At 69.7% G+C, this 24,459-nt stretch carries 16 protein-coding genes; 8 read left to right on the forward strand and 8 right to left on the reverse strand.

From position 1 onward, the window contains the following. Positions 1–105 precede the first annotated feature (105 nt). The 8 genes from ACFPQ9_RS03665 to ACFPQ9_RS03700 all read left to right on the forward strand — a co-directional run bounded on the left by ACFPQ9_RS03665 (position 106) and on the right by ACFPQ9_RS03700 (position 11,820). Positions 106–1,125 carry a carbohydrate kinase family protein gene (locus tag ACFPQ9_RS03665; RefSeq protein WP_380846363.1) on the forward strand — a complete coding sequence of 340 codons (1,020 nt, stop codon included), beginning with the start codon at positions 106–108 and terminating at the stop codon, positions 1,123–1,125. 51 nt (positions 1,126–1,176) lie between these two features. Next, the gene (locus tag ACFPQ9_RS03670; protein ID WP_380846366.1) at positions 1,177–2,463 is read left to right on the forward strand and encodes an extracellular solute-binding protein; all 1,287 of its coding nucleotides are present in this window, start codon (positions 1,177–1,179) and stop codon (positions 2,461–2,463) included. Then, a complete protein-coding gene (locus tag ACFPQ9_RS03675; RefSeq protein WP_380846369.1) occupies positions 2,463–3,413 on the forward strand; it encodes a carbohydrate ABC transporter permease in 951 nt (316 codons plus the stop codon). Before ACFPQ9_RS03670 ends, ACFPQ9_RS03675 begins: the two co-directional genes overlap by 1 nt. Before the next feature lie 12 nt (positions 3,414–3,425). Beyond that, positions 3,426–4,265, forward strand: a complete 840-nt coding sequence (locus tag ACFPQ9_RS03680; protein ID WP_380846372.1) for a carbohydrate ABC transporter permease — start codon at positions 3,426–3,428, stop codon at positions 4,263–4,265. Then, positions 4,262–7,177 (forward strand): glycoside hydrolase family 2 TIM barrel-domain containing protein, encoded by a 2,916-nt coding sequence (locus ACFPQ9_RS03685; protein ID WP_380846375.1) that lies wholly within the window; start codon positions 4,262–4,264, stop codon positions 7,175–7,177. The genes ACFPQ9_RS03680 and ACFPQ9_RS03685 overlap by 4 nt, the downstream gene beginning before the upstream one ends. Positions 7,178–7,239: 62 nt before the next feature. Beyond that, positions 7,240–9,075 (forward strand): LamG-like jellyroll fold domain-containing protein, encoded by a 1,836-nt coding sequence (locus ACFPQ9_RS03690; RefSeq protein ID WP_380846378.1) that lies wholly within the window; start codon positions 7,240–7,242, stop codon positions 9,073–9,075. Positions 9,076–9,094: 19 nt separating this feature from the next. After that, positions 9,095–10,762 carry a histidinol-phosphatase gene (locus ACFPQ9_RS03695; protein ID WP_380846381.1) on the forward strand — a complete coding sequence of 556 codons (1,668 nt, stop codon included), beginning with the start codon at positions 9,095–9,097 and terminating at the stop codon, positions 10,760–10,762. 164 nt (positions 10,763–10,926) lie between these two features. Further along, positions 10,927–11,820 (forward strand): alpha/beta fold hydrolase, encoded by an 894-nt coding sequence (locus tag ACFPQ9_RS03700; protein ID WP_380846384.1) that lies wholly within the window; start codon positions 10,927–10,929, stop codon positions 11,818–11,820. 10 nt (positions 11,821–11,830) lie between these two features. Here ACFPQ9_RS03700 and fxsT read toward each other — a convergent pair whose 3' ends face one another. From fxsT to ACFPQ9_RS03740, 8 genes are all read right to left on the reverse strand, one after another. After that, positions 11,831–15,895: an FxSxx-COOH system tetratricopeptide repeat protein gene (gene fxsT, locus ACFPQ9_RS03705; protein ID WP_380846387.1), complete on the reverse strand. Its 4,065-nt coding sequence runs from the start codon at positions 15,893–15,895 to the stop codon at positions 11,831–11,833. Continuing rightward, a complete protein-coding gene (locus ACFPQ9_RS03710; protein ID WP_380846391.1) occupies positions 15,882–17,225 on the reverse strand; it encodes a TIR-like protein FxsC in 1,344 nt (447 codons plus the stop codon). Before ACFPQ9_RS03710 ends, fxsT begins: the two co-directional genes overlap by 14 nt. Positions 17,226–17,241: 16 nt before the next feature. Continuing rightward, positions 17,242–18,078: an AAC(3) family N-acetyltransferase gene (locus ACFPQ9_RS03715; protein ID WP_380846394.1), complete on the reverse strand. Its 837-nt coding sequence runs from the start codon at positions 18,076–18,078 to the stop codon at positions 17,242–17,244. Beyond that, positions 18,075–20,207, reverse strand: coding sequence for an FxsB family cyclophane-forming radical SAM/SPASM peptide maturase (locus ACFPQ9_RS03720; RefSeq protein WP_380846397.1), 2,133 nt, complete (start codon positions 20,205–20,207; stop codon positions 18,075–18,077). The genes ACFPQ9_RS03715 and ACFPQ9_RS03720 overlap by 4 nt, the downstream gene beginning before the upstream one ends. Before the next feature lie 353 nt (positions 20,208–20,560). Continuing rightward, a complete protein-coding gene (locus ACFPQ9_RS03725) occupies positions 20,561–21,016 on the reverse strand; it encodes a MaoC family dehydratase (protein WP_380846400.1) in 456 nt (151 codons plus the stop codon). A 13-nt stretch (positions 21,017–21,029) separates the two neighbouring features. Then, complete coding sequence (gene menE, locus ACFPQ9_RS03730; protein ID WP_380846403.1) at positions 21,030–22,532, reverse strand: o-succinylbenzoate--CoA ligase; 1,503 nt, start codon at positions 22,530–22,532, stop codon at positions 21,030–21,032. A gap of 1 nt (position 22,533) precedes the next feature. Next, positions 22,534–23,418, reverse strand: coding sequence for an amidohydrolase family protein (locus tag ACFPQ9_RS03735; protein WP_380846406.1), 885 nt, complete (start codon positions 23,416–23,418; stop codon positions 22,534–22,536). Next, on the reverse strand, positions 23,418–24,335 hold the full coding sequence (locus tag ACFPQ9_RS03740; RefSeq protein ID WP_380846409.1) for an SDR family NAD(P)-dependent oxidoreductase: 918 nt from the start codon (positions 24,333–24,335) through the stop codon (positions 23,418–23,420). The genes ACFPQ9_RS03735 and ACFPQ9_RS03740 overlap by 1 nt, the downstream gene beginning before the upstream one ends. Between the last annotated feature and the right edge of the window lie 124 nt (positions 24,336–24,459).

Raw genomic sequence — 24,459 nt, forward strand, 5'->3', positions numbered from 1 at the left:
TCAATCATCGCCATGCTCATTTCTGCTCGGGTATTGACCAATCTCCCGGAGCGGCGCACGATTCCCGTCATCGAAAATGACGAGTTTTGACGAGAGGGTGTGCGGGTGGACGACGACAGGCCCGACGTGCTCCTGACCGGGCTGCTCTTCTACGACCTCGTCCTCACGGGCCTCGGCAAGCCGCCGACGCCGGGCGAGGAGATCTGGACCGACGGCATGGGCTGCGGTCCCGGCGGCATCGCGAACCTCGCGGTGGCCGCGTCCCGGTTCGGCCTGCGCACCTCGCTGGCCACGGTCTTCGGCGACGACCTCTACGGCCAGTGCTGCCGGGACATCCTGCGCGACCAGGAGAACATCGACCTCTCCCTCTCCCGCACCGCGGACGGCCGGCCCACCCCGGTCACCGTCTCCCTGGCCTACGGCGGGGACCGGGCGCTCGTCACCCACGGCCAGGAGCCCCCGTACTCGCAGGACGCGCTGATGGGCGACCCGCCCGAGGCTCGCACCGCCCTCGTGCACATCGAGGCGGAACCGCGCGAGTGGCTCGCCAAGGCAGCCGCGAACGGCACCCACATCTACGCCGACGTCGGCTGGGACCCCACCCAGCAGTGGTCGACGGACCTCCTCGACCAGCTCACGCTGTGCCATGCCTTCCTCCCCAACGAGGGCGAGGCCATGGCGTACACCCGCACCGACAGCGCGGTCGCGGCCCTCGGCACGCTCAGCGAGCTGGTGCCGGTGGCCGTGGTGACGCGCGGCGGGGACGGGGCCGTGGCCGTCGATCAGATCACCGGCGAGTACGCGGAGGTCCCGGCCCTGCCCGTCGACGTCCTCGACCCGACCGGCGCCGGGGACGTGTTCGGCGCGAGTTTCGTCGCGGCCTCTCTGGGCGGCTGGCCGCTGGAGGAGCGACTGCGGTTCGCCGTCCTCTCCGCCGGTCTGTCGGTCGGCCGGCACGGCGGTGCCCTGGCCGCCCCCGGCTGGTACGGCGTCGACCGCTGGTGGCGCTCCCTGACCGATCCCGAGCTGAGGCGGACATACGGCTTCCTGGCGGACCGGCTCCCGGACGATCCGGGGCCGCCCGTCGCCTACGCCCCCGTGACCCCGCCGGCACGGCAGATCTGACACCTCCCCCCAACTACGTATCCAGAAAAGATCCGAAAGGCGGTGGGAGCTGTGCGGCTCTCACGAAGAGGCCTGCTCCGCGCGGGCCTGGCCGGTACGGCCGCCACGGCGCTCGGCGGCCTGACGTCCGGCTGCGCCGTACCGACCGGCTCGACCGGCCGGAACATGGTCCTGTGGTACTGGAGCGGCGGCCTGAGCGACACGGTCGTCAAGAACGCCAAGGCGCGTTACGGCGGCTCCGTGGAGCTCGACGCCATCCAGATCGGCGGCCAGTACCGCTCGAAGCTCATCACCACCATCACCGGCCGGGCCCACATCCCCGACATCGCGGGGCTCAAGGGCGAGGACATGGCCGCCTACCTGCCGAACGCGGACCAGTTCATCGATCTGCGGACGCTGGGAGCCGAGAAGTACAAGAGCCGGTACCTGTCCTGGAAGTGGGACCAGGGCATCGCCGACGACGGCACGATGGTCGGCTTCCCGATCGACTGCGGGCCGGTCGCGCACTACTACCAGTACGAGGTCTTCCGCAGGGCGGGGCTGCCGTACGAGCCCGACGACGTGTCGAGCGAACTGAACACCTGGGAGAAGTTCTTCGACGCGGGCGTGCAGCTCGGCAGGCGTGTCCCGGGGGCCAAGCTGCTCACCGACATCGTCTCCGTCTTCGGGAACGTCGTGGAGCAGGGCGCGCAGCGGTACGTCGACAAGGACCGCCACTTCATCGGCGACCAGGAACATGTGCGGCGGGCCTGGGCCCTCGCGGTGGAGGCCAAGCAGCGGAAGATCGTCTCGAATCTGGTCAGCGGTACTCCGGACCAGCTGTCGGCCATCCAGGACGGCAAGCTGCCCAGCCAGCTGAACGCCTCCTGGGCCAGCTTCGACATCAAGAACGGCGTGCCGAAGACCAAGGGCAGATGGCGGGTGGCGCAGATGCCCGTGCGGCCCTCCAACAACGGCGGCTCGTTCCTGTCGATCACCAAGGCGTGCCGGGAGCCCGAGCAGGCCTTCGAGATCATCACCTGGATGCTCGACGCGGCCAACCAGGCGCAGGGTTACGTCGACGCGGGCCTCTTCCCCTCCACCCCCGCCGCCTACGACCTCAAGCAGATGCGGGAGCCCGACCCCTTCTTCGGCGGCCAGGTCACGACCGACGTCTTCGGTCCCGCCGCTCAGAAGATCGCGGTCGCCTACAACAGCCCGTACGACGTCGCGCTCGGGCAGCCCATCAAGGACGAGATCAGGAACGTCGACGTCCTCGGCAAGGACCCCGAGAAGGCCTGGAGTGACGCCATGAGCAAGTGCCGTCGCATCGCGAAGCACCTGGGGGTGAGCTACTGATGGCCGTCCTCGAGCAGACCCCGCCCGCGGTGGCACAGCCGTCAACGACCAAGCCTCGGACGGGCTTGCGCAAGTACTGGCATCTCTACGCCGCCATCTCCCCCTTCTACCTGATCTTCCTCGGCTTCGGCCTGTTCCCGGTCGGCTTCTCGCTCTATCTGTCCCTGCACCGCTGGGACGGCCTCGGATCGATGGAGTGGGCCGGGCTCTCGCAGTACCAGTACCTGCTGAGCGACAGCGACTTCTGGAACTCGATCGGCAACACGATCGTCATCTGGGCGCTGGCCACGTTCCCCATGATCTTCCTGGCGATGGTCACGGCCGTGATGCTCAACTCGGCGGTCCGGTTCAAGGGCCTGTACCGAGTCGCGTACTTCCTGCCGAACGTCACCTCGGTCGTCGCGATCGCCATCGTCTTCGGCTCGATCTTCTCGACCAACTCCGGCCTGGTGAACGCCGTCTTCAACGCGGTGGGGCTCGACCAGGTGGCCTGGCTGAACACACCGTGGGGCATCAAGGTCACCATCGCGGCGCTGATGACCTGGCAGTGGACCGGCTACAACGCCATCATCTTCCTCGCCGGACTCCAGACCGTCCCGAGCGACCTGTACGAGGCGGCGCGCATGGACGGGGCAGGGCCGATCCAGACCTTCTTCCGGATCACGCTGCCGCTGCTGCGCCCCACCCTGCTGTTCGTGCTCGTCGTCTCCACGGTCACCGGTCTGCAGAGCTTCTCCGAACCGCAGGTCCTGCTCCAGACCTCGTCCAACGACTCGACGTTCGCGGGCGGTCCGGGCCACTCGGGTCAGACGATGGTCCTCTACTTCTTCCAGCAGACCTTCGACAACAACGACTTCGGGTACGGAGCCGCGGTGGCCTGGGGCATCTTCCTGGTCGTCGTGCTCTTCTCGATCATCAACTGGCGCCTCGTGCAGCGCCGGGGCGAGTAGGAGGGGCGCATCATGTCTTCCATCAAGGGGTCCCGCCGCAGAGGGATCGCGCTGCACCTCCCGCTGGTCATCGGCACGCTGTTCTCGGCCTTCCCGTTCTACTGGGCCGTGATCATGTCGACGCACAGTTCGTCGGAGATCTTCTCGTACCCGCCGAAACTGCTGCCCGGCACGCACTTCCTGGAGAACCTCCGAGGCCTCTTCGACGCCGTCGACTTCTTCGGGTCGATGTGGAACTCGCTGCTGGTCGCCGTGTCGGTGACCTTCCTGGTCCTGCTCTTCGACTCCCTCGCCGCCTTCGTCTTCGCCAAGTTCGAGTTCCCGGGCAAGAACGTGCTGTTCGGGCTGCTCATGGTCATCTTCATGGTGCCGGCGCAGCTGTCGGTCATCCCGCAGTTCGTCCTCATGGCGAAGATCGGCTGGATCGGCTCGATGACCGCGCTGATCGTGCCGGCCGCGGCCAACGCCTTCGGCATCTTCTGGATGCGCCAGTACATGAAGACGGCCATCCACGACGAACTGCTCGACGCCTCCAAGCTCGACGGCGCGAACTTCCTGCGCCAGTACTGGCACGTGGCGCTGCCGGTGGTCCGGCCCGGTCTCGCCTTCCTCGGCATCTTCACCTTCATGGGCCAGTGGAACGACTTCGCCTGGCCCCTGATCGCCCTGACCAACCCGGACAACGTGACCCTCCAGGTCGCGCTGTCGCAGCTCAACGGCACCCACGGCACGACCGACTACGGCATCGTGATGACCGGCGCTCTGCTCGCCCTCATCCCCCTGCTGATCGTGTTCGCGGTCGGCGCCAGGCAGATCATCGGCGATCTCGCGAAGGGAGCCGTACGCGGATGAACCCGCTGTTGGCTCTCCGCCCCTGGGAGGCACCCGAGGTGACCTCCTGGGGGCGGCTGCCCATGAACGCCGTCGACCGGCGCTCCGGAGCACTCCCCCTCGACGGCGACTGGCGCTTCCAGCTGCTGTCGGCTCCTGACGCGCCGGTCGGCGGTACCTGGTCGTCGTCGTACGTCCCCGGCGTCTGGACCATGCAGGGCACGGACGACCTGCCGCGGTACACCAACGTCCGTATGCCGTTCCCCGAGTTCCCGCCCGGCTCGCCCCAGGTGAATCCGACGGGTGTGTACGAGCGTGAGGTGGACGTCCCCGCCGACTGGGCCGGGCGCCGGATCGTGCTCCAGGTCGGGGCCGCCGAGAGCGTGCTGCTGGTGCAGGTGGACGGGCGGCCGGTCGGTGTCTCCAAGGACTCGCACCTGGCGGCCGAGTTCGACCTGACGGCACTGGTGCGTCCCGGTGCGCGGGTCACCGTACGGCTGACCGTGGTGAAGTGGTCCGACGCCTCGCACATCGAGGACCAGGACCAGTGGTGGCACGGTGGGATCACCCGCTCGGTGCTGCTGTACGCGACGGACCCGCTGCACCTCGCGGACGTCACCGTGCGGGCCGGGTACGGTGGCGATCTGCGCGTGGACTGCAGGGTGCGGGACGCTGGCGGGGCGCTGCCCGAGGGGTGGTATCTCACCGGCGAGCTGGACGGCGCGCCGCTCGCGCAGGACGCCGAGTTCGACCGTGCGAATGCGGACGACGAGCGGGTCTCCGACTTCCTCGGCGAGGCCCGGCTGCTGGCCACGGTCGCCGAGGTGCGCACCTGGAACGCGGAGACGCCCGAGCTGTACGACCTCACCGTGCGCCTGCACCGCGCGGACGGCACGGTCGCCGACACCTCCCGGCACCGGGTCGGCTTCCGGGACGTCGAGATCGTCGGCCGGGATCTGCTGGTCAACGGGGAGCGGGTGTTCATCAGGGGCGTCAACCGGCACGACTTCCACCCCCTGACGGGGCGGACGGTGTCGTACGACGACCTGCGCGCGGACCTCGTCCTGCTCAAGCGCTTCGGCTTCAACGCCGTGCGCACCGCCCACTATCCGAACGACCCCGCCCTGTACGACCTCGCCGACGAGCTCGGCCTCTACGTCGTCGACGAGGCGGACATCGAGTCCCACGACCACGCCCACGAGATCGCCGACGACCCGCGCTGTCTGAACGCCTTCGTGGACCGAGTCTCACGCATGGTGCTCCGCGACAAGAACCATCCGTCGGTGATCATCTGGTCGCTGGGCAACGAGTCCGACTACGGCGCGAATCATGACGCGGCGGCCGGCTGGGTGCGCCGGCACGACCCGACGCGGCCGATCCAGTACGAGGGTGCGGCCAAGCTCGACTGGGCGGCGACGGACGACGCCTCCGACATCGCCTGCCCCATGTACGCGCCCATCGAGGACTGCGTCGCGCACGCGCTCTCCGGCGAGCAGACCAGGCCGCTCATCCAGTGCGAGTACTCGCACGCCATGGGCAACAGCAACGGCACGCTCGCCGACCACTGGGCTGCCATCGAGGCCACCCCGGGTCTTCAGGGCGGGTTCATCTGGGAGTTCTGGGACCACGGAATTCTTCAGCGCGTGAGCGACGGAAGACCGGTCGGGCGTGGGGGCGCCGGCCTCTACGACAACGGTGTCACCGCGCCCGGGTACCGCTGGGCCTACGGCGGTGACTTCGGCGAGACGATCCACGACGGCGCGTTCATCGCGGACGGCGTGGTATTCCCCGACCGTACGCCCAAGCCGGCGATGTACGAGCACCGGGAGATCGCGGCGCCGGTACGCATCGAGCGCTACCGGCACGAGGGCATCGTCCTGACCAACCACCAGCACTTCCGCGGCTTCGACTGGCTGACCGCCGTGTGGGAGCTGTCGCTGGCGGACGGCCGCACCCTGACCGCACCGGCCGAACTGCCGGAGCTGTGCCCGGGTGAGACGGCGGCGGTGCCGCTGCCGTTCGCGCTGCCGGAGGACGGCGGCGAGGCCTGGCTGACGCTGCGGGTGAGCGTGGCCGAGGACCAGCCGTGGGCGCCGCGGGGCACCGAGGTGTGCGTGCCGCAGGTGCGCCTGCGCGGCCCCGCCGCCGCCGAGGTCGCTCCCGTGGCCCGGCAGGTGGAGGTGGACGGCGAGGCTCTCCTCGTCCATCCGCTGCTGACGGCCGCGCCGACGCTCTCGCTGTGGCGGGCGCCCACCGACAACGACGAGCTCGGCGGCATGGCCACGCGCTGGCGGAGCTGGGGGCTCGACGCGCTGGTGCGCAAGGTCGTGTCGGTGCGCAAGGACTCCGGCCGGGTGACCGTGGAGGCCGAGTACGCGGGCACGACCGGTGTCGTACGGCACCGGCAGGTGCTCACGCCCGTCGAGGGCGGCGTCCGGGTCGAGGAGGAGGCCGAGCTGCCGGAGGCGTTCGACGACGTGGCCCGGGTCGGCACGGTCTTCGAGACGGTCGCCGAACTCGACCTGCTGGACTGGTTCGGGCAGGGCCCGTGGGAGTCGTACCCCGACCGCTGTGCGGGCGCGCCCGTCGGCCATCACTCGGTCCCCGTCGAGGAGTTGTTCACCCCGTATCTGCGGCCGCAGGAGAGCGGCGGACGGCATGGCGTACGGCGGTTCATGCTGTCGGCGCCGGACGCCACCGGCCTCTCCGTCGCCCTGGACGAACCCCGGCAGATCTCGGTGACCCGCTACCGGGCGCAGGACCTCGCCTCCGCCGGCCATCACGACGAGCTGGTCCCGCGGCCCGGCTGCGTGGTGCACATCGACGCCGCGCACCGCGGCCTGGGCACCGCCTCCTGCGGGCCCGACACCTCACCCCCGTATCTCGTCGCCCCGGGCGTCCATCGCTGGAGCTGGACCCTGCGCGCGCTCTGACCCCCCACGCCCTTCACCGTCACCCCTCACGGATCTTCCACGGATCTACTTACGGAGCACACGTGTGTACTTCGCATGACCAGGAACAGGGCGAGGCCCCTCAGGCCGGTGCCGGCAGACGCGGTTTCCTGCGCGCCACCGCGCTGCTCGGCGCCGCGGCCACGGCGGGGGTCGCCCTGCCGGGCGTGGCCGAGGCGTCCCCGGCGACGGCGACGGCCGGTTGGCGTCCCGATGCCGACAGCCGTCGCTTCACGCTCGCGGTGATGCCCGACACCCAGTACCTCTTCGACGGGCCGAGCATCAACCCCGCGCCCGTCGAGGCGTCCCTGCGCTATCTCCTGGAGCACGGCCGGGAGGACAACATCGTCTTCCTGTCCCACCTCGGCGACCTCACCGAGAACGGGGCGAGGGAGGAGTTCGCGGCGATCGGCGAGGCGTTCGAGCTGCTCGACCGGCGCGGCGTCGGCTACAGCGTCCTCGCCGGTAACCACGACGTGAGGTCGTCCACGAACGACCAGCGTGGCCCGACGCCGTACCTGGACGCGTTCGGACCGCGCCGCTTCCAGGGCAAGTCCTCCTTCGGCGGCGCCTCTTCGGACGGCTACAACACCTACCACCTGTTCGAGGCGGCCGGCCGCGAGTGGATGGTGCTCGCGCTGGACTGGCGGCTGTCGGAGAAGGGGTACGCCTGGGCGAAGGACGTGCTCGCCCGGCACCCGAAGACACCGGTCATCCTCACCACCCACGAACTGGTCGTCGGCGACGACCAGTTGTCGTCCTACGGCCAGCAGCTGTGGGACCAGCTGGTCAAGGACCAGGACCAGATCTTCCTCACCCTCAACGGGCACTACTGGCCCGCGGGCCGGGCCACCCGCAAGAACGCGGCGGGCAACGACGTCCACCTGCACCTGACGAACTACCAGAACCGCTACTTCGGCGGCGCGGCGATGATCCGCCTCTACCACTTCGACCTGGACCGTGACGTCATCGACGTCGAGACGGTCTCCCCGTGGATCCTCGGCCGTGCCGCGAAGGGCCTCAACGAGCTGGAGCGGCAGGAGATCGAGCTCAGCGGCGACGCCGACCGGTTCTCCGTCGGCATCGCCTTCGCGGACCGCTTCTCCGGCTTCGACCCGGTGCCGGCCCGCCCGGCGCGCCCCGCGTCGAAGATGCTGATCCGGGGCACGGCCGCCTACTGGCGCTTCGACTCCCCCGTCTCCGGCACCGTCCGTGACCTGTCCGGCCGCGGCAATGACCTCACCGTGGTCTCGGTCGGCGGCGGCACACTCGGCTGGTCCGCAGACCACCACCCCGACCAGCCCGCTCACGGCAGCCTGGAGTTCACCGGCTTCAAGTCCCCGCTGAGGGGCGCGTATCTGCGCACGGTCGACGGCGCCCCGCTGAACCAGGCCACCTTCCGGGGCGGCTACACCATCGAGGCGTTCTACCGCGTGCCCGCCGACTGGGACGCCTCGCACCACGCCTGGGCCGGCCTGGTCAGCCGTACCGGAACGGGCGGCGCCGCGGGCAGGACCGAGGGCGACCCCGACGAGCCGCTCGCCACCCTCTCCCTGTCCGACGGGCCCGGCCCGCAGTGGGCGGTCCGGCCGCTCAACCAGCAGGGCATCGCCACCAACTGGGGCGACGAGACCGCGCGGGAGAGATGGTGGCACGTCGCCGTCGTCAACGACGGCCGGCACACCACGATGTACGTCCAGGGCTCCCCGGTGGCCCGCAACCCGCACGCCACCGCGATCGGCCTCACCACGGTCGGCCTTCCCTGGCTGCTCGGCGGCTACGAGTACGGCGGCAAGATCGACCAGATCCTGTACGGCCGCCTCGGCGACGTCCGGATCGTCGAACGGGCGCTGCCCGTCACGTCCTTCATGACCCACTGACGCCCTTTCGAGGATCACCATGACCGAGCAGCAACTGCCCACCTGGGCCGACCCGTCCGTCTCCGCCGCCGACCTCGACCCGCAGGGCGTGTCCCGGCGGGGGCTCATGCGCCGCGCGGGCCTCTTCGGCGCCGCCTTCGCCCTGGGGACCGCCACCCCGGCACTGGCGGCCGGCAACCGGCACCTCGGCGGCGACGACCCGCGCCTCGCCTACCTCGTCGGCGACCACCACATCCACACCGTGTACAGCCACGACGCGAAGTACACCTTCTCCCAACTGGCCGCCGCGGGCGCCGGGTACGGCCTGGACTGGATGGTGTTCACCGAGCACTCCAACTTCGGCCACGCCAAGTACGGCGCCGCCCTGGAGCACCGGGAGATCCTCCGGGCCCGCGCCGAGAACCCCCGTCAGCTGATCTTCCAGGGCCTGGAGTGGTACATCCCGGCAGCCGAGCACTGCACGGTCTTCACCGCGCCCGGCCGCCACGAGGTCGACCTGCTCACCCGGTTCGAGAGCGCCTACGACGGCAAGCTGCTCGGCTACACCGAGGGAGCCCCGGGGGCGGCGGACACGGCCCGCAATGAGGCTCACGCGGTCAAGGCCGTCAAGTGGCTGGCCGCGCAGCGCCGCAAGGGCTACGTCGACGACGTCCTCGTCCTCGCCAACCACCCGCTGCGCCTCGGCATCGACTCCCCGCACGAGATGCGCAACTGGCGGGACGCGGCCCCCGAGATCATGATCGGCATGGAGGGTGCGCCGGGAGCCCAGGGCGCGGCGATCCCCGGCCGGCGCGGGGCGACGTCGATGCGCGGCGAGTACGAGAACAAGCCGTCGGCGCAGTCCTGGCCGGGCTATCCGGCGGAGGCGTTCCTGACGTACGGCGGCTTCGACTGGGCGACGGCGACGGTCGGCGGCCTGTGGGACTCGATGCTGGCCGAGGGGAAGCTGTTCTCCATCACCACCAACTCCGACGCCCACCGCATCGTCTTCGACACCTGGAAGAACGGCGACTGGCCGGCCGGGCAGAACTTCGACAACACCGGCAAGCTGCCCGACCCGGTGAACACCACCACCCCGCAGCCGGGCAGCGACTTCTGGCCGGGCCAGTTCAGCCGCACCCACGTCGGCGTGACCCGCTACGGCTACCGCGCGGTGATGGCGGGCCTGCGCGCGGGACGGGTCTGGCTGGACCACGGCCACCTGCTGGACGGCCTCGACGTCCGCCTCAAGCGCGACTGCGACCACGGCCGCGGCGTGACTCTGGGCGGCCGCCTACGCGTCCGAAAGGGCGAGAAGCTCACCCTGAACGTGACGGTGACGACGGCTTCCCGCCCCAACCCGCAGGGAATCCTGCCTGAGTTGGCGCACGTCGACGTCATCCGCGGGGCGGTCCACGGCCCGGTGGCGGACCGCGACGTCTGGCGCGCGCCTGACACCAAGGTCGTGGCGACGAAGGACGTACAGGGCCGCAAGGGCACGTACACCCTCCGGATCCCTCTCACCGCCGGGACCGAGCCCTTCTACGTCCGCCTGCGCGGCAGCGACGGCAACCGCAACGGCACCGGCTACCTCGGCGCCGCGATCGACCCACACGGCCCGATCCCGCACGCGCCCGGGGACGGGGACCCGTGGACGGACACGTGGTTCTACTCGAATCCTGTATTCGTCGATGTGGTGGGGGGCTGAGGCTCGCGTACCGAACCGACAAGTCCCCGCCACCTCTCGGTCATTGCCCTGCCAGAAGCCGGAAACAACCGCACTTCGGGATGATCTGGGGCACGATGGGGAATGGCCGTTGCACGACCACATGGCATGCCGCAGCGGGCGGGGGCTTCGGAAGGGGGCCGCGCATGCTCAAAGACGTATTCACGGGGGACGGGCGCCGATTAGCCGTCGAGATCAGCGGAGATCCCGGCGGCTCACCTGTGTTCCTGCTGCACGGCACCCCCGGAAGCCGGCTGGGTCCGGCACCCCGGTCGATGCTCCTGTACCACCAGCGGGTCCGCCTCATCACCTACGACCGCCCCGGCTACGGCCCCTCCGACCGGCTCCCCGGCCGCCAGGTGGCCCATGTCTCCGCAGATGTGGCCGCCATCGCGAACGCCCTCGGCGTCGAGCGGTTCGCCGTGGTCGGCCGCTCCGGCGGCGGCCCGCACGCGCTCGCCTGCGCCGCCCTGCTGCCGGACCGGGTCACCCGGGCCGCCGTCCTGGTCGGCCTCGCCCCTCGGGACGCGGACGGACTGGACTGGTTCGCGGGGATGACGGCCTCCAACGTCAATGAGTACACCAAGGCCCTGGACGGACCCGAACAGCTCGCGGACAGTCTGCGAAAACGTTCCGTCACCATTCAGTCCGATCCGCGCAAGTTACTGGATCAACTGCACTGGGAGCTGACCGAGTCCGATCTGCGGGTGGTCGCCAACGCGGTCATCCGCACGATGCTGCTGCGCAACTACCAGGAGGCGCTGAGCGTGTCCGCCGACGGCTGGGTGGACGACGCCCTGTCCTTCTGCGGCCCCTGGGGGTTCTCACCGGCCGACATCTCCGTACCCGTCCTGCTGTGGCACGGCGAACGGGACGGGTTCTCACCGGCCAGCCACACCCGATGGCTGGCCGAACGCATTCCCGGGGGCCGGGCCATCGTGCACCCCGAGGAGGCGCACTTCGCAGCGCTGCGGGTGCTGCCGGACGTCTTCACCTGGCTGCTGGGAGGACGCCTGCGGCTGACGGCCGACCACTCCTGATCCGACTCGGTCACACGGCCGGCGGCTCCAGGTCCCGGTGGATGCGATTGCCCTCGCGGACGCTCACCGTGTGCGGATGGCTCTCCCCGAGCATCCGGGCGAACTCCGTGTGGCTGCTCTCCTGGAGCTGCTCGGCCTCAGGTATGCGACCCAGGGACTTCAGAGTCACCCCGAGGTTGGCACGCGAGACGATGGTGTCCGGGTGCTCATGGCCGAGGGTCGGCTGGAAGCCGGCCACCGCCAGCCGCTCCAGCTCCTCCGCCTCGCGCAGCTCGTTCAGCTCCGCCAGCACGTTGGCGAGGTTGACCGCACAGGCCAGCGTGTAGGGGTGGCGGTCGCCGAGTACCTCCCGCAGGGTGCCGAAGTTCTTCTCCAGCAGCGCCCGCGCCCTGCTCACCTCTCTGGAGCCGCGCAGGAAAATGCCGAGATTGTTGACGCCGGCCAGCGTCGCCGGATGCCGCTCTCCGGGTGCCGAGCGGTACTGCCGCACGGTGTCCTGCGCCAGTTTCAGTGCCTCCTCACGCGCCCCGGTGGCGTACAGGTCGGTCGCGTAGTTCAGATTGCAGTCCAGCACGTCGGGGGTGGACGCGGGCGTGCCACGCAGCCGGTAGTGCTCCTGGGTCTGCAGGGTGAGAGCCCGCGCCTCATCCACCCGGCCCGCCTTGCGCAGCGACACGGCGAGGCTCTTCGCGCTGCGCAGGGTCTCCGGGTAGACCTCGCCGAACTGGCGCTTGTACGACTCGTAACTGCTGCTCAGGAGCGAGATGGAGCGCTCGTACTGGCCCATCTCGCGCAGGTCGCGGCCCAGGTTGGTGATACTGATCAGGGTGTGCGGATGCTCGGCACCGACGTCATTGCGACGCAGGTCGTAGATCTCCTGGTCGACTTCCAGAGCCTCGGCGTAGCGGCCGAGAAGTCTCAGGCACACCGCACGGTTGTTGTTGGCGCTCAGGGTGCGTCGGTAGTCCTCGCCGTAGTGCTCCTTGAAGCCGTCGTATGCCTCGGTCGCCAGCTCCAGGGCGGCCTCGAACCGGCCGATGCTGCCCAAGTCGGTGGCGAGGCCACTGGCCGTCATCAGGATGTGCGGATGGCCCGCCTTCAGCAGGACGCGCTGCTGGCGGAGCGTGTCGGAGCCCAGCTCCTCCGCCTCCACGTACTTGCCCAGCGAGCGCAGCACGTTGGCGATGTGGAACCTCAGGTGCAGCAGCTGAGTCTGGAGTTCCGTGGCGTACCGCTTCTCCTCGACGAGCGTGCGCGGGGCCTGCGGATCGGCCGTCCCGTTCGGCTCGCCCACCGGTGTCTGCTCGGCCGGCTCCTGCTTCTCCAGACCGGCGATCCGGGAGCGGCTCTCGGTCAGCTGGCCCTCCCACAACTCCTTCAGTTCGCCGCCGAAGGAGTGGGCGTCGTTCAGGTAGCCGAACTTCCACAGATAGCGGACGCGGTCGATGAGCAGCTGCCGGGTCTTCGGCTCGTCGCAGGTATGGGCCTTGGATGCCTCCAGATGGGGCCAGATCGCGGCGAAGGCGGGCTGGTTCTTCGGGTCGTCGATGGGCTCGTCGCCGGACGGGCGGGCGCCGGCCAGGATGCGGTGCACGACGTGCTGGGCGTCCTCCTGATCCCGGGCGGAGAGCTGGGACCGGATCACCGACTGCACCAGCCGGTGCACCTGGATCGATTCGGTGCGCCGGTCCACCTTTGCGAGGGCGAACCGGCCGATCTCCCTGATCACCCGGCCGAGGACCATCTTCTCCTGGAGTGAGGGGTCCAGCTCGGACAGGGCGCTCATCATCTCGTCGCCGTAGAGCAACTCCGCGGAGATCGGTTCGGCGGCGAAGAAGGCGCACAGTTGGAGCAGGCGTACGGCGGCCGGGGATCGTTCGTTGAGCCGCTGGATGGAGACGTTCCAGGTGGCACCGACCGGCTCCGGGTAGATCGCGGGCTGGCTGAGCGACAGTACCCGCGCCGCCTGGTGCTCCAGTTCGGTGAGATACGCGTCCACGGGCGTTCCGGTCTCGGCCAGCCAGGCACCGGCCTGGTCGAGCGCGAGCGGCAGGTCGCCCACAGCGGCTGCGACCCGGTCGGCGTCCTCTGTGGCGAGGCCGGCGGCCCGGCGCAGCAGATGCTCGATGCTCTCCTCGCGACGGAACGGGTCGATCTCCAGTACCTCCCCGAACTGCAACCAGGTCTGGTTGCGGGAGGTGACCAGCACATGGCCGGCGCCACCGGGGAAGTGTTTCTCCACCTCCTTGGGCTCGTCGGCGTTGTCGAACACCAGCAGCCAGCGCAGCGCCGAGGACGACTGGCGCAGATGGTCGCGGACCTCCTGGGCGTTCTGGGCGGCGTCGTCGCCGACCCGCAGGTTCAGCTTGCGCGCGAGGTCGTTGAGGGAGGAGACCACGAGCTCGTTCTGCTCGGAGGGTATCCACCACACCAGGTCGTAGTCGGCTGCGAAGCGATGCACGTACTCGAGCGCGATCTGCGTCTTGCCGACACCTGCCAGCCCGTACAGGGCGTGTGGCGCGGAGGAGCCGCCCGAGTTGCTGCTGCCGAGTCCGTCGCGGAGTTTCTCCAGCAGGGCGCTGCGGCCGGTGAAGGATGAGTTGCGGGGCGAGACGTTCCAGAACTTGGGCACCGTGTCCGGGAAGCGAGCGTCCCTGAGCGCGGCCTCATCGGTCAGATCGGCGGGCAGCGGCGGCTTGCCGAGGGCCCGCAGCAGGGCGGAGGCGGCGCTCTTCTCGTTGGTGCGCACCAGGTCGACCGAGGGCCGTTCGCCGAACGTGGGCGCCGGGCGCAGGTCACCGACCCGGACGGCGACCACTTGGCGGCGGCCCGAAAGATCGCCCCTGAGCGCCGCGTCCCACACCTGCCGGGCCCGCGCCGAGCGCTGGAAGGCCGGCGAGAGGACGAAGACGGTCCGGTCGGCGGGCTTCTCGGCGCCGTCCCCCTCACAACCCACGTACCTGCGCGACACTTTGAAGCCGGCCCGGGACAGCAGGAAGGTGATCCAGTCGGCCCACATGCGGTCCTCGGACACATAGCTGAGGTGCAGGTCGGCCGGGAGCGCGAGCCGGGGGCGGGTGAACTTCGCCGTGACCCCCTCGCGCACCTCTTCGGGCATGCGCGGCAGGCCGATGACGGCCCGGTCGCTGATCACGCCGGTGAGCCGCTCGAAGGCGGCCAGCAGGGACGTCGCGTTGCCGGCCTCGTCGCCGAACGTGGCCAGCGTCTCCTCGTAGGCGTAGTACGGCCGGTAGGGGACCTCCACAGACCCCCAGTAGCGGGTGAGTTCGTCCTCGGTCATACCGGAGGGGAACCCGTTGAACTTGGCGCGAGCCAGCGCCCGCCCGGCGTCCGCCTTCTCCTTCTCGCCCTCGTCGATACGCATGGGGACGGGCAGGATGCGGATCCGGCGACGTCGGTACCGGTCACGGATGTCGTGGGCTACGGCCGCGGCGCCGTCGATGCTCTGGTCGCTGAGGGTGAAGCAGTCGACCAGGACGTCGGGAAGATGGGCGGTACAGACGTCGGCGATGTCGGACAGGCCGGTTCGGCTGTCGATGAGGACGTAGTCGTAGTTCTGGCGCATGTCCTCGCGCAGCGCGTCGAAGAAGAGTCCGCCGTCGAGCTCGTCGTAGAAGTGGTCCCAGTCGAAGGTGCTCACCGTCGCCGAGTACTTACGGTCCTGCCGGCCCGCCGACACCAGATCGAGGGTGCCGGGTTCGGGGAACGCCCAGTCCAGGGAGACCGCGTGGCGCTGGATGCGGGCATGGTCCAGACGCACTTCCTCCGACCGCTCCTCGGGGTCTGCGTCTCTCGTGACCGCCCAGGTGTACTTCTGGAGCATGTCGATGACACCGGTCGTGGCACTGACCGTGGCCGGATCGAGGAACGGGTGGAAGAAGCGGTGCAGGCCCGGCGCCTCTAGGTCCCAGTCCACGGCCAGGACGCGTTTGCCATTGGCGGCCAGGATCCACGCCGCGTTGGCGAGGGCCATCGTCCGGCCGGTGCCGCCCTTGTACGAGTAGAACGTGACGATGCGGCCGGCCCGGCCGTCCTGTTCATCAGGGCTGCTCATCGCGGTCTTCCTCCTCGGCGTTCCGGCGGTGTCCCTGGGGTCGGCTGTCCTGGCTGTCGGTCCCGCACAGCCGGAAGCGCTCGATGCGCTCTCCGGCCGGCGGTCGGGGGCGGGCCCGTTTGCGGTACTCGCCCTCCGCCCACTGCACAACGTTGGGGAGGATCCTGTCGAAGGTCGCCTGGTCCGGAACGCCTCGCACCGCGGGTCTGCACGCTTGCCGGCCCAGCGGAATACGGCGCGGCAGAGTGGCCTCGGCCTCCGAGGCGAGTGTGTACTCGACCTCGTCGCTGTCGGGATCCTCCGCGTTCCAGGCCACCACCAGTCCGGTCGGCGGCAGATCGCTCTCGTCGAACTCGGCGAGGGCGACCCGGCGTTCGGGATCGCGCAGGACCCACCGGTCGAGGAGCACGACCTCCGGCCCGTCGGCGGGCCCCGACGTGTGGTCGAACTCTCGTACATCGGGCCGGAAGTCCATGGCGACGGCGATGTCCGCGGCGGCCTGGGCGAGAGGTTGACGGGACTTGGGCTGGTACGGGTTCCAGTCGAGGGCCGAGGGACCGTAGTAGTCCGCGCTGCGTCCCTCGGGCAGCCTGGTGGTGGAAGGTGCCGCCACGCTGATCCGCAGAGTGCGTCCGGTGGTCGATACCGTCGCGGGGGTGGCCGCGAAGGCGTCGGGGGCCGCGTCCAGTTGGACACGGTTGGCGTGCTCGACGACGACGTTCTCGCCCACGTCGACGATGCGCCGGGCCAGATGCAGGACGGCCTTCTCGTAGTCGCTGCGAAACGCTTTCAGCTTGGCCAGCCCGTACAGCCCGAACGTGCTGTAGCGCTGACCGAACTCGGGTTGCGTGTACTGCACTTCCTTCACGCATTCGGGAAGTCGGTGATCGGGCACCGGTGCCCACAGCGCGGGCACCACCGCGTTGGCGACGCCCGGTTGTCCCGCCTCGCGGTGTCGCACCTCCCGAGTGGCGAAAGCGCCCCACTCCCTGCCGCACCAGGAGCTGATGAAGTACCTCGGCGAGTACAGCGGCACGAATACCCGGCAGCGCGCCAGTGAGCCGCCGAGCTCACTGCTCCAGTACTCTCCGGCGCGCATCGATCCGTCCATGAATCCCGCCGCTCCCGGATGGGCGGTCATGTGCTTGATGTGTTCGCATAGTTGGTCGAAGAGGCGGTGGACCCACAGATCCGGGTTGGTCGAACCGGGTCCGTCCTGCGGCAGTCGGGCGTAACTGAGAAAGAAATAAGGGGCAGTGGCGTCCCCCCATGGTCCCGTCGGCTCCACGCGATCCCCCGATCCCGTCCCCCGCCCCCCGATCCCCGGCACCCGCGGGGGTGGACACTCAGTGTAGGAACCCCGCAGCGATTTGTGACGGGTCCGCGAAAAGGCGACGGGATCGATTTCCGGTCAGCCATGCGGTCGCGAAGTCCACGGCCTCGTCGAGCGGGAAGATCCGGGCGTGCGTGTCCCCGACCCGCCCGCCGCGCACGGTCGGATCGGGCCGTGCTGCGTCGGCTTTTTCGAAGTCGGCGCCCAGCGCGCCGAAGTCACTGTCGTCCAGGTCGACATCCTTGTACGCGGTCCAGCGGCCCACGCCGCCGCGCAGCACCACGCAGCGATACGTCCGCCGGGGCGGTTCGGGGACCCGGTACTCGGCGAGGTGGAAGGCGCTGCACACCTCGAAGCCGACGCCCAGGAGCAGCACTTGGGCGCCGGCCTCGTAGAGCCGGCCCAGCGGTGACCTCTCGCCCAGGTGGCAGTCCCCGTCATGCCCGGCCAGCAGCTCCTCGGCCCGGGCGCCGACGGCGGCGAACGAGGTCTGCGGATGAGTGCTGCGCACACGCCCCTCGGCGCAGCGCACGGCCTCTGCCAGCTGCCCCATGCCCTCGGACGGCGTCCGGTCCGGATCGAAGGGCGCCATCCGCTCTTGCAGTGCCTTGATTTGATCGGTCGTCATGTTCCGGGTGCGTTCCCGGTACGCCGGTGAGGTGTCGGAGTTGCCGGCGGTGAACGTCGGCACGACGAGCGTGCCCTCGGGACCGAGGACGTCTCGCAGGGCGGCCAGGGCGGCGTCGGGCCCGGCGCCGACCCGGCGCAGGGAGGCGTGGGCCAGCACGGTGGCCCCGGGCCGAAGGCCCAGCGTGACGAGGTCCTCGGCCAGCGAGGCGGTGTCGGTCACAGGCTCCGCCCGATGCCGTCGACGAACCGCCGGCCGAGCGCGGTCAGCGAACCGGAAGCGGACAGCTCCGCCCATTGGGCGCGCGTGCGACGGGCCCTTTCCGGGTCGTCTCGCAGGACGTCGGTCGCGGCGCGCGCATAGGTGTCGCCCAGCAGTCTGCCGGTGCGTGTGTCCGACTCGTCGTACAGGTCGCACACATCGAGCAGTGCGTCGAGCAGGCCGAGCCGGAATCCTCGCACCAATTCCACGGCGACGCGTTCCGGGTCGGGGTCGAGACGGACGCCCAGCGCGCCGAGCCCCCCACCGGGCACGAAGTGCTCGGGGTCCGGTGGTGCGGCGAGTGGAGTGATCACTCGTACCTCCTCCGCCACCCTGGAACCGACGACAGGCAGTCTCTTGCAGATCAACGTCCAGGCCTGCGGCAGCACATGCATCCACTGCTCGACCTCCACGTCCGTCAGCCGTCCGGTCACGGGAGTGCCGAAGCAGTCGCGATGAGGGTCGGAGTCGTCCAGGACGACATCCAGCCCGTCGCAACGGACGCGGTGCAAGGGCTCCCAGTCCGGCCCCCCGAGGGGATGAGCCGTCAACTCGACTTCGGACGAACCGGGTTCGGCTCGCAGCCTGCCCAGCCCGAGCAGATACACGAAGCCGTCGTGCGTCGGTACCGTCACCCTGTCGACGGCGCCCACCGGCAGCGCCACGGCGGCCAGGAGCGAGGACAGATGGGTGGGCGAGGCGGCCTCGTCGAGGCACCGCAGGGCCCAGGTGCGGGTGTAGGGGTGGGAAAGCAGGGCTTCGAGCAGTGCGCCGTCACGCTGCCCCAGGTCGAGGGCGAGCTGCCAGGACCGCTCCCATGGCTCACCCGCCCGGGCCCCGATCTCGTGGTGCACGTCGCTCAGCAGCCCCCGGGTGACGTCCCGCCGCTCCCGCGCCAACCCTCGTACTCCGACGCCCTCGTCGCTGCCGTCGGCCAGGGCGTCGAAGCCTTGGACCGGGCGAGTCGCACTCGCGTCGGTCCTGGCGTCGATGGAGAGGATCAGTTCCTTGAGGTCCGCGCAGAAGACGGACGGATTGTCGAACCCGGTGCCGTCGGACCGGTAGCGGTGTGCGAACAGCCCGCCGCCGCAGGAGCGCACCACCGGGCAGCTCCGGCACGTGGCGCACAGGTCGTCCAGGCCGTGCTGCCGAGCGGTGATGCCGGGGTGGCGGGCCACTTCGTCCAGGGTGTGCTGGAAGACGTCCTTGCCGGTGACCGGTGCCCCGTCGTAGGCGGTCTTCAGTGAGTCCGCCTGTTCGTAGGTGCCGTCGGTCTCGACGACCACTACGTCGGCGGCCTCCAGGCCCATCGCCTCGGTGAGGCCGGGGCCGCCGCCGAGGGTGCTGACGATCGAGTCGAACAGCCGCACCGGCATCGGGCGTCCCTGCTCGTTCCAGCGGTGATGGATGGTCAGGAGCCAGTCGGCGTAGGGGGTGTCGGTGCCGTCGGGTCGCAGGGGTGGCTCGTCCCAGGTGGCGTGGGGCAGGAGGAAGTCGATGCGTGGGGGACGCAGGGCGGCCAGGGCGTCGTAGACGGCGACGGGGTCGTTGCGCACGTCGATGGTGCAGAGGATGCCGGCGTAGAGGTGCCGGTAGCGGTCCTGGTCGAGCAGGGAGATGGCTCTGAGGACCTTGTCGTGGCTGCTACGGCCGTTGGCGAAGAGCCGGAAGCGGTCGTTGGCGGCCCGGTCTCCGTCGAGGGAGACACCCACGCGGACGCCGTATTCGGCGAAGAGGTCGAGGTGGCGCTCGCCCAGCTGAACGGCGTTGGTGTGGATGCGCAGATCGAGTGCGCAGACGCCGCGCAGAGCGGTGGTCAGTTCCTCGCAGATGGCCCGTAAGCGCGTCGGGCCGGCAAGCAGAGGCTCGCCTCCGTGCAGGATGACCTGGACGGAGGCGAGCTGATGTTTCGTGGCATGCTCCGCCAGCCGAAGGGCGGTCCGGGAGATCGTTTCCTGTGAAATCACCCTGGGGCGCGAACTCCAGCTCTGGTCGGCGTGCTCGTAGATGTAGCAGTGCCGGCAGGCGAGATCACATCTGCTGTGCACCTTCAGTACGAGCTGCCGCAGCGGGACGGTCGGACCGGTCATGACGGAGTATGTGGTGTCCTCAGATGGACGACTGGAAGGTTACCCCGGCCCCCCTGCGCGTCTGCGTGGACGAACGAGCTCGACGTACGCCTCGGACACTCTTCGGGTCGTGCGGAGCGTCGAGACGCGGCCCGGTCGTGTGAGCTTCGGCGGCCACCGGCCGCACCGTGATGCTGGCAGTGGCTCTGGTTGGAACGGTCACGGTATTCCCTGATCAGGAGGGGTGGGGTCGGCGAGTGACTGGTCACTCTGACAGCACGGTACAGCGGCGGAGCCGCGAGTACCCCGCTACTGACCAAACTATGCACCCGTCTGGGGGATACCGATAGCGTTTTCGGGCTATCCGAGACGCCTCAGTCATAGAACCGGGACAGACTCGTCAACACTGCCGCCGGCTTCGCCGCACCCTCGATCTCTATCGTGCCTTCGACGGTGATCTGTACACCGCCCGGCACCTCCTCCACCTCCGCCAGTTTACCGACGAGTCGGATGCGGGACCCGACTTTTACGGGAGACGGGAAACGCACCTTGTTCAGCCCGTAGTTGACCTTCGTCGTGACGCCCTGCACGTCCAACAGTTCGGTGAACAAAGGGATGAAGAGGGAGAGCGTCAGATAGCCGTGGGCGATCGGTGCTCCGAACGGACCCTCCGCCGCCCTCTCCGGGTCCACATGGATCCACTGGTGGTCGCCCGTCGCGTCGGCGAACGTGTCGATGCGGGACTGGGTGATCTCGATCCACTCGCTCGTGCCGAGGTCGCTGCCGGCCAGCTTCTTCAGTTCTTCGAGGCCGTTCACGGTGATGGTCATGCGGGTGCGTTCCTTACTGGTTGCCGTATCGCGAACGGACACGGGATTTGAGGAGTTTTCCGGAAGCGGTGCGCGGGAGTTCGTCCGTGAGGACCAGCGACTTGGGGATCTTGTACTTGGCCAGGCGGCCGGACAGCGAGGCGAGTACCTCGTCGGGGTCCGGTGCGGCGCCCTCGCGCGGGACGACCACCGCGCGCGGGACCTCGCCCCACTTGTCGTCGGGGACGCCGATGACCGCGCACTCGACGATGTCCGGGTGGGCGAGGAGGAGGTCCTCGATCTCGGCGGGGTAGATGTTCTCGCCGCCGGAGATGATCATGTCCTTGATGCGGTCGACGATGAAGACATAGCCGTCCTCGTCGACACGGGCCGCGTCCCCGCTGCGGAACCAGCCCTCGGCGAAGGACGCGGCGGTCTCGTCGGGCAGGCCCCAGTAGCCGGGCATGACGTGCGGGCCGCGGACCACGACCTCGCCGGTCTCGTCGCCTTCGACCGGGGTCAGGTCGGGCCGCACCACGCGCACGTCGCTGAAGAAGTGCGGTACGCCCGCCGAACCCGCCTTGCTCACCGCGTGCTCGGCGTCCAGGAACAACGTCCCCGGGGCCGCCTCCGTCATGCCGTAACCCTGGAGGAAGGTCAGGCCGCGCTCCTGGTAGGCGGCGATGAGGGGGGTCGGGACCGGGGAGCCGCCGCAGGTCAGGATGCGGAGGGACGACAGGTCCGCGGCCGGCCAGCGGGGGTGGCGGGACAACTGGTCGAACATGGTGGGGACGCCGAACATGAAGGTGATGCGGTGACCGGCGATCAGGTCGAAGGTCGCGTCCGGGTCGAACGCCTCGACCAGGACGCAGGTGCCGCCCTTCAGGAGCACCGGGAGGGTCAGCATGTTCAGGCCCGCCGTGTGGAACAACGGGGCCGAGACCAGGGCGCGTTCGTCGGCGATCAGGTCGGTGTCGACGAGGACGTTGAGGGCGTTCCAGGTGATGTTGCCGTGGGTGAGCATGGCGCCCTTGGGACGGCCGGTCGTCCCCGATGTGTACATGATGATGCAGGTGTCGTCGGGGGTGACGGGGGCGTCGATCGGCTCGTCGGAGGCCGACGCCAGGGCCTCCTCGTAGTCGCGGCCCGCTTCGATGAAGGTGCGGACGTCGGTGTGGCCCGGGAGCCCCGCGACCAGTGCGGCGTGCGACGGGCCGTAGAGCAGGGCCTTGGCGCCGGAGTCGGCGAGCTGGTAGGCGATCTCGGGGCCGGTCAGGCGGGTGTTGAGGGGGACGAAGACCGCGCCGAGCGTGCCGGCCGCGAAGAGTGTCTCCAGGTAGGACGGGTGGTTCGGGCCCAGGTAGGCGACGCGGTCGCCGCGGCGGACGCCACGGTCGCGCAGGGCGTGGGCGAGGCGGGTGGTGCGGTTGTGCAGGGTGGCGTAGGACGTCGCTGTCCCGCTGTGGATCAGGGCGGTGCGGTGGGGTGTCTTGCGGGCCCGGCGTGCGGGCCATGACCCCAGTCCCTCGTTGCGCATCTCATGCCCCTTGACGATTCGTCAGCCCGAGCAGCCGGGCGGCGTTCTCCTTGAGGATCTTCGGTCTGACCTCGTCCTTGATCGGCAGCGCGGCGAAGTCGGCGAGCCAGCGGTCGGGGGTGAGGACGGGGAAGTCGGAGCCGAAGAGGACCTTGTCCTTGAGCAAGGTGTTGGCGTACTGCACCAGTTGGGGAGGGAAGTACTTCGGCGACCAGCCGGAGAGGTCGATGTGGACGCCCGGCTTGTGGGTCGCGACCGCGAGGGCCTCGTCCTGCCAGGGGAAGGACGGGTGCGCCAGGATGATCTTCAGGTGGGGGAAGTCGGCCGCCACGTCGTCCACATGGAGGGGGTTGGAGTACTTCAGGCGGATTCCGCCGCCGCCCGGCACTCCCGCCCCGATGCCCGTCTGGCCCGTGTGGAACAGGGCGATCGAGCCCGTCTCCTCGATGACCTCGTAGAGGTCGTACGCCACCGAGCGGTCGTTGGGGAAGAAGCCCTGGATGCTGGGGTGGAACTTGAAGCCCTTCACCCCGTACTCCTCGACCAGGCGCCGGGCCTGCCATACGCCCGCCTTTCCCCGGAAGGGGTCGATGGACGCGAAGGGGATCAGTACGTCCGCGTTGGCGGCGGCCGCCTCGGCGACCTCCTCGTTCGGAACCGGAGGTGTGCCGGTCGCGGACTCGGCGTCGACCGTGAAGATGACGGCTGCCATCTTCCGCTCGCGGTAGTGGGCGGCGGTCTCCTCCAGGGTCGGCTTCCGCTTGCCCGCCACCTTGAAGTAGGCGGAGGAGGCGTCGTGGAGGTCGTCGTCCAGGGAGGAGTGGCCCTTGGAGGAGACCTCCGCGTGGGTGTGGACGTCGATCGCGACCAGGTTTTCCAGGTCCATCACGCCTCCGGGAACTTCGGCGCCGGAATGCCGACCGACTGGAGCTCGGCGCCGACCGAGGTGGGCCAGACGTCGGCCAGGGTGTCGGGGGTCCAGCCGCCGTCCGCGAACGCCGCCGCGATCTCCTGCGGATGCGACCAGAGTGCCACCTTGTCGCCGCCGATGCCGATGGCCTGACCGGTGATGCCCCGGGCCGCCTCGGAGGCGAGGAACGGGACGAGGGCGGCGCAGTCCTCGGGGGTGCCGAAGCCCTCGCCCTTGCGCAGGAAGTCCGGGAGGGGTGCGCCGGCGCGCATCGCCTCGATGTACGGAGCGAAGGCGGGGATGGTCTCGGTCATCGCGGTCGCCGCGACCGGCACGATCGCGTTGACGGTGATGTCCGCACGGCCCAGCTCCATCGACCAGGTGCGGGCGAAGGCGACGACGCCGGCCTTGGCGGCGGCGTAGTTCGTCTGACCGAAGTTGCCGCGCTGCCCGGCCGGGGAGCCGACCAGGATCAGGGTGCCGCCCTCGCCCTGCTCGCGCATGCGGACGGCGGCGGCGCGGGCGCAGGTGAAGGTGCCCTTGAGGTGGGTGGTGATCACCGCGTCGAAGTCGTCGTCGGTCATCTTCCACAGGACCTTGTCGCGCAGGATGCCGGCGTTGGTGACCAGAACGTCCAGTCGGCCGAACTCCGCTACCGCGCGGCCGATCAGCCGGTCGGCGGCCTCGGTCGTGCCGACGGGGACGACCTCGGCGACGGCGGTGCCGCCGGCCTCGCGGATGGACTTCACGGCCGCCTCGGCCACGGCCTCGTCGACGTCGTTGACGACCACGGAGGCGCCGTGGGCGGCCAGGGCGTGGGCGTAGGCGAGGCCGAGGCCCCGGCCGCTGCCGGTGACGACGGCGGCCTTGCCGGTGAGATCGATGCTGGGCACGGGCGGGTCCTTTCGAGGAACGTGCGGCGGCTGCGAGTCGCGGAGAGGTGCGGCTACGAGATCGAAGGTAGGAACAATAGTTGTTGACGTCAATAGTTGTTCCCTACTCGTCCTTGCGTCATGC

The sequence above is a fragment of the Streptomyces coerulescens genome (assembly GCF_042657965.1).
Lineage (GTDB): Bacteria > Actinomycetota > Actinomycetes > Streptomycetales > Streptomycetaceae > Streptomyces > Streptomyces coerulescens.

Coding starts and splice junctions, on each gene's coding strand:
- ACFPQ9_RS03685 (WP_380846375.1), top strand. CDS start 4,262: ATGAACCCGCTGTTGGCTCTCCGCCCCTGGGAGGCACCCGAGGTGACC.
- ACFPQ9_RS03680 (WP_380846372.1), top strand. CDS start 3,426: ATGTCTTCCATCAAGGGGTCCCGCCGCAGAGGGATCGCGCTGCACCTC.
- ACFPQ9_RS03720 (WP_380846397.1), bottom strand. CDS start 20,207: ATGACCGGTCCGACCGTCCCGCTGCGGCAGCTCGTACTGAAGGTGCAC.
- ACFPQ9_RS03700 (WP_380846384.1), top strand. CDS start 10,927: ATGCTCAAAGACGTATTCACGGGGGACGGGCGCCGATTAGCCGTCGAG.
- menE (WP_380846403.1), bottom strand. CDS start 22,532: ATGCGCAACGAGGGACTGGGGTCATGGCCCGCACGCCGGGCCCGCAAG.
- ACFPQ9_RS03725 (WP_380846400.1), bottom strand. CDS start 21,016: ATGACCATCACCGTGAACGGCCTCGAAGAACTGAAGAAGCTGGCCGGC.
- fxsT (WP_380846387.1), bottom strand. CDS start 15,895: ATGAGCAGCCCTGATGAACAGGACGGCCGGGCCGGCCGCATCGTCACG.
- ACFPQ9_RS03695 (WP_380846381.1), top strand. CDS start 9,095: ATGACCGAGCAGCAACTGCCCACCTGGGCCGACCCGTCCGTCTCCGCC.
- ACFPQ9_RS03675 (WP_380846369.1), top strand. CDS start 2,463: ATGGCCGTCCTCGAGCAGACCCCGCCCGCGGTGGCACAGCCGTCAACG.
- ACFPQ9_RS03735 (WP_380846406.1), bottom strand. CDS start 23,418: ATGGACCTGGAAAACCTGGTCGCGATCGACGTCCACACCCACGCGGAG.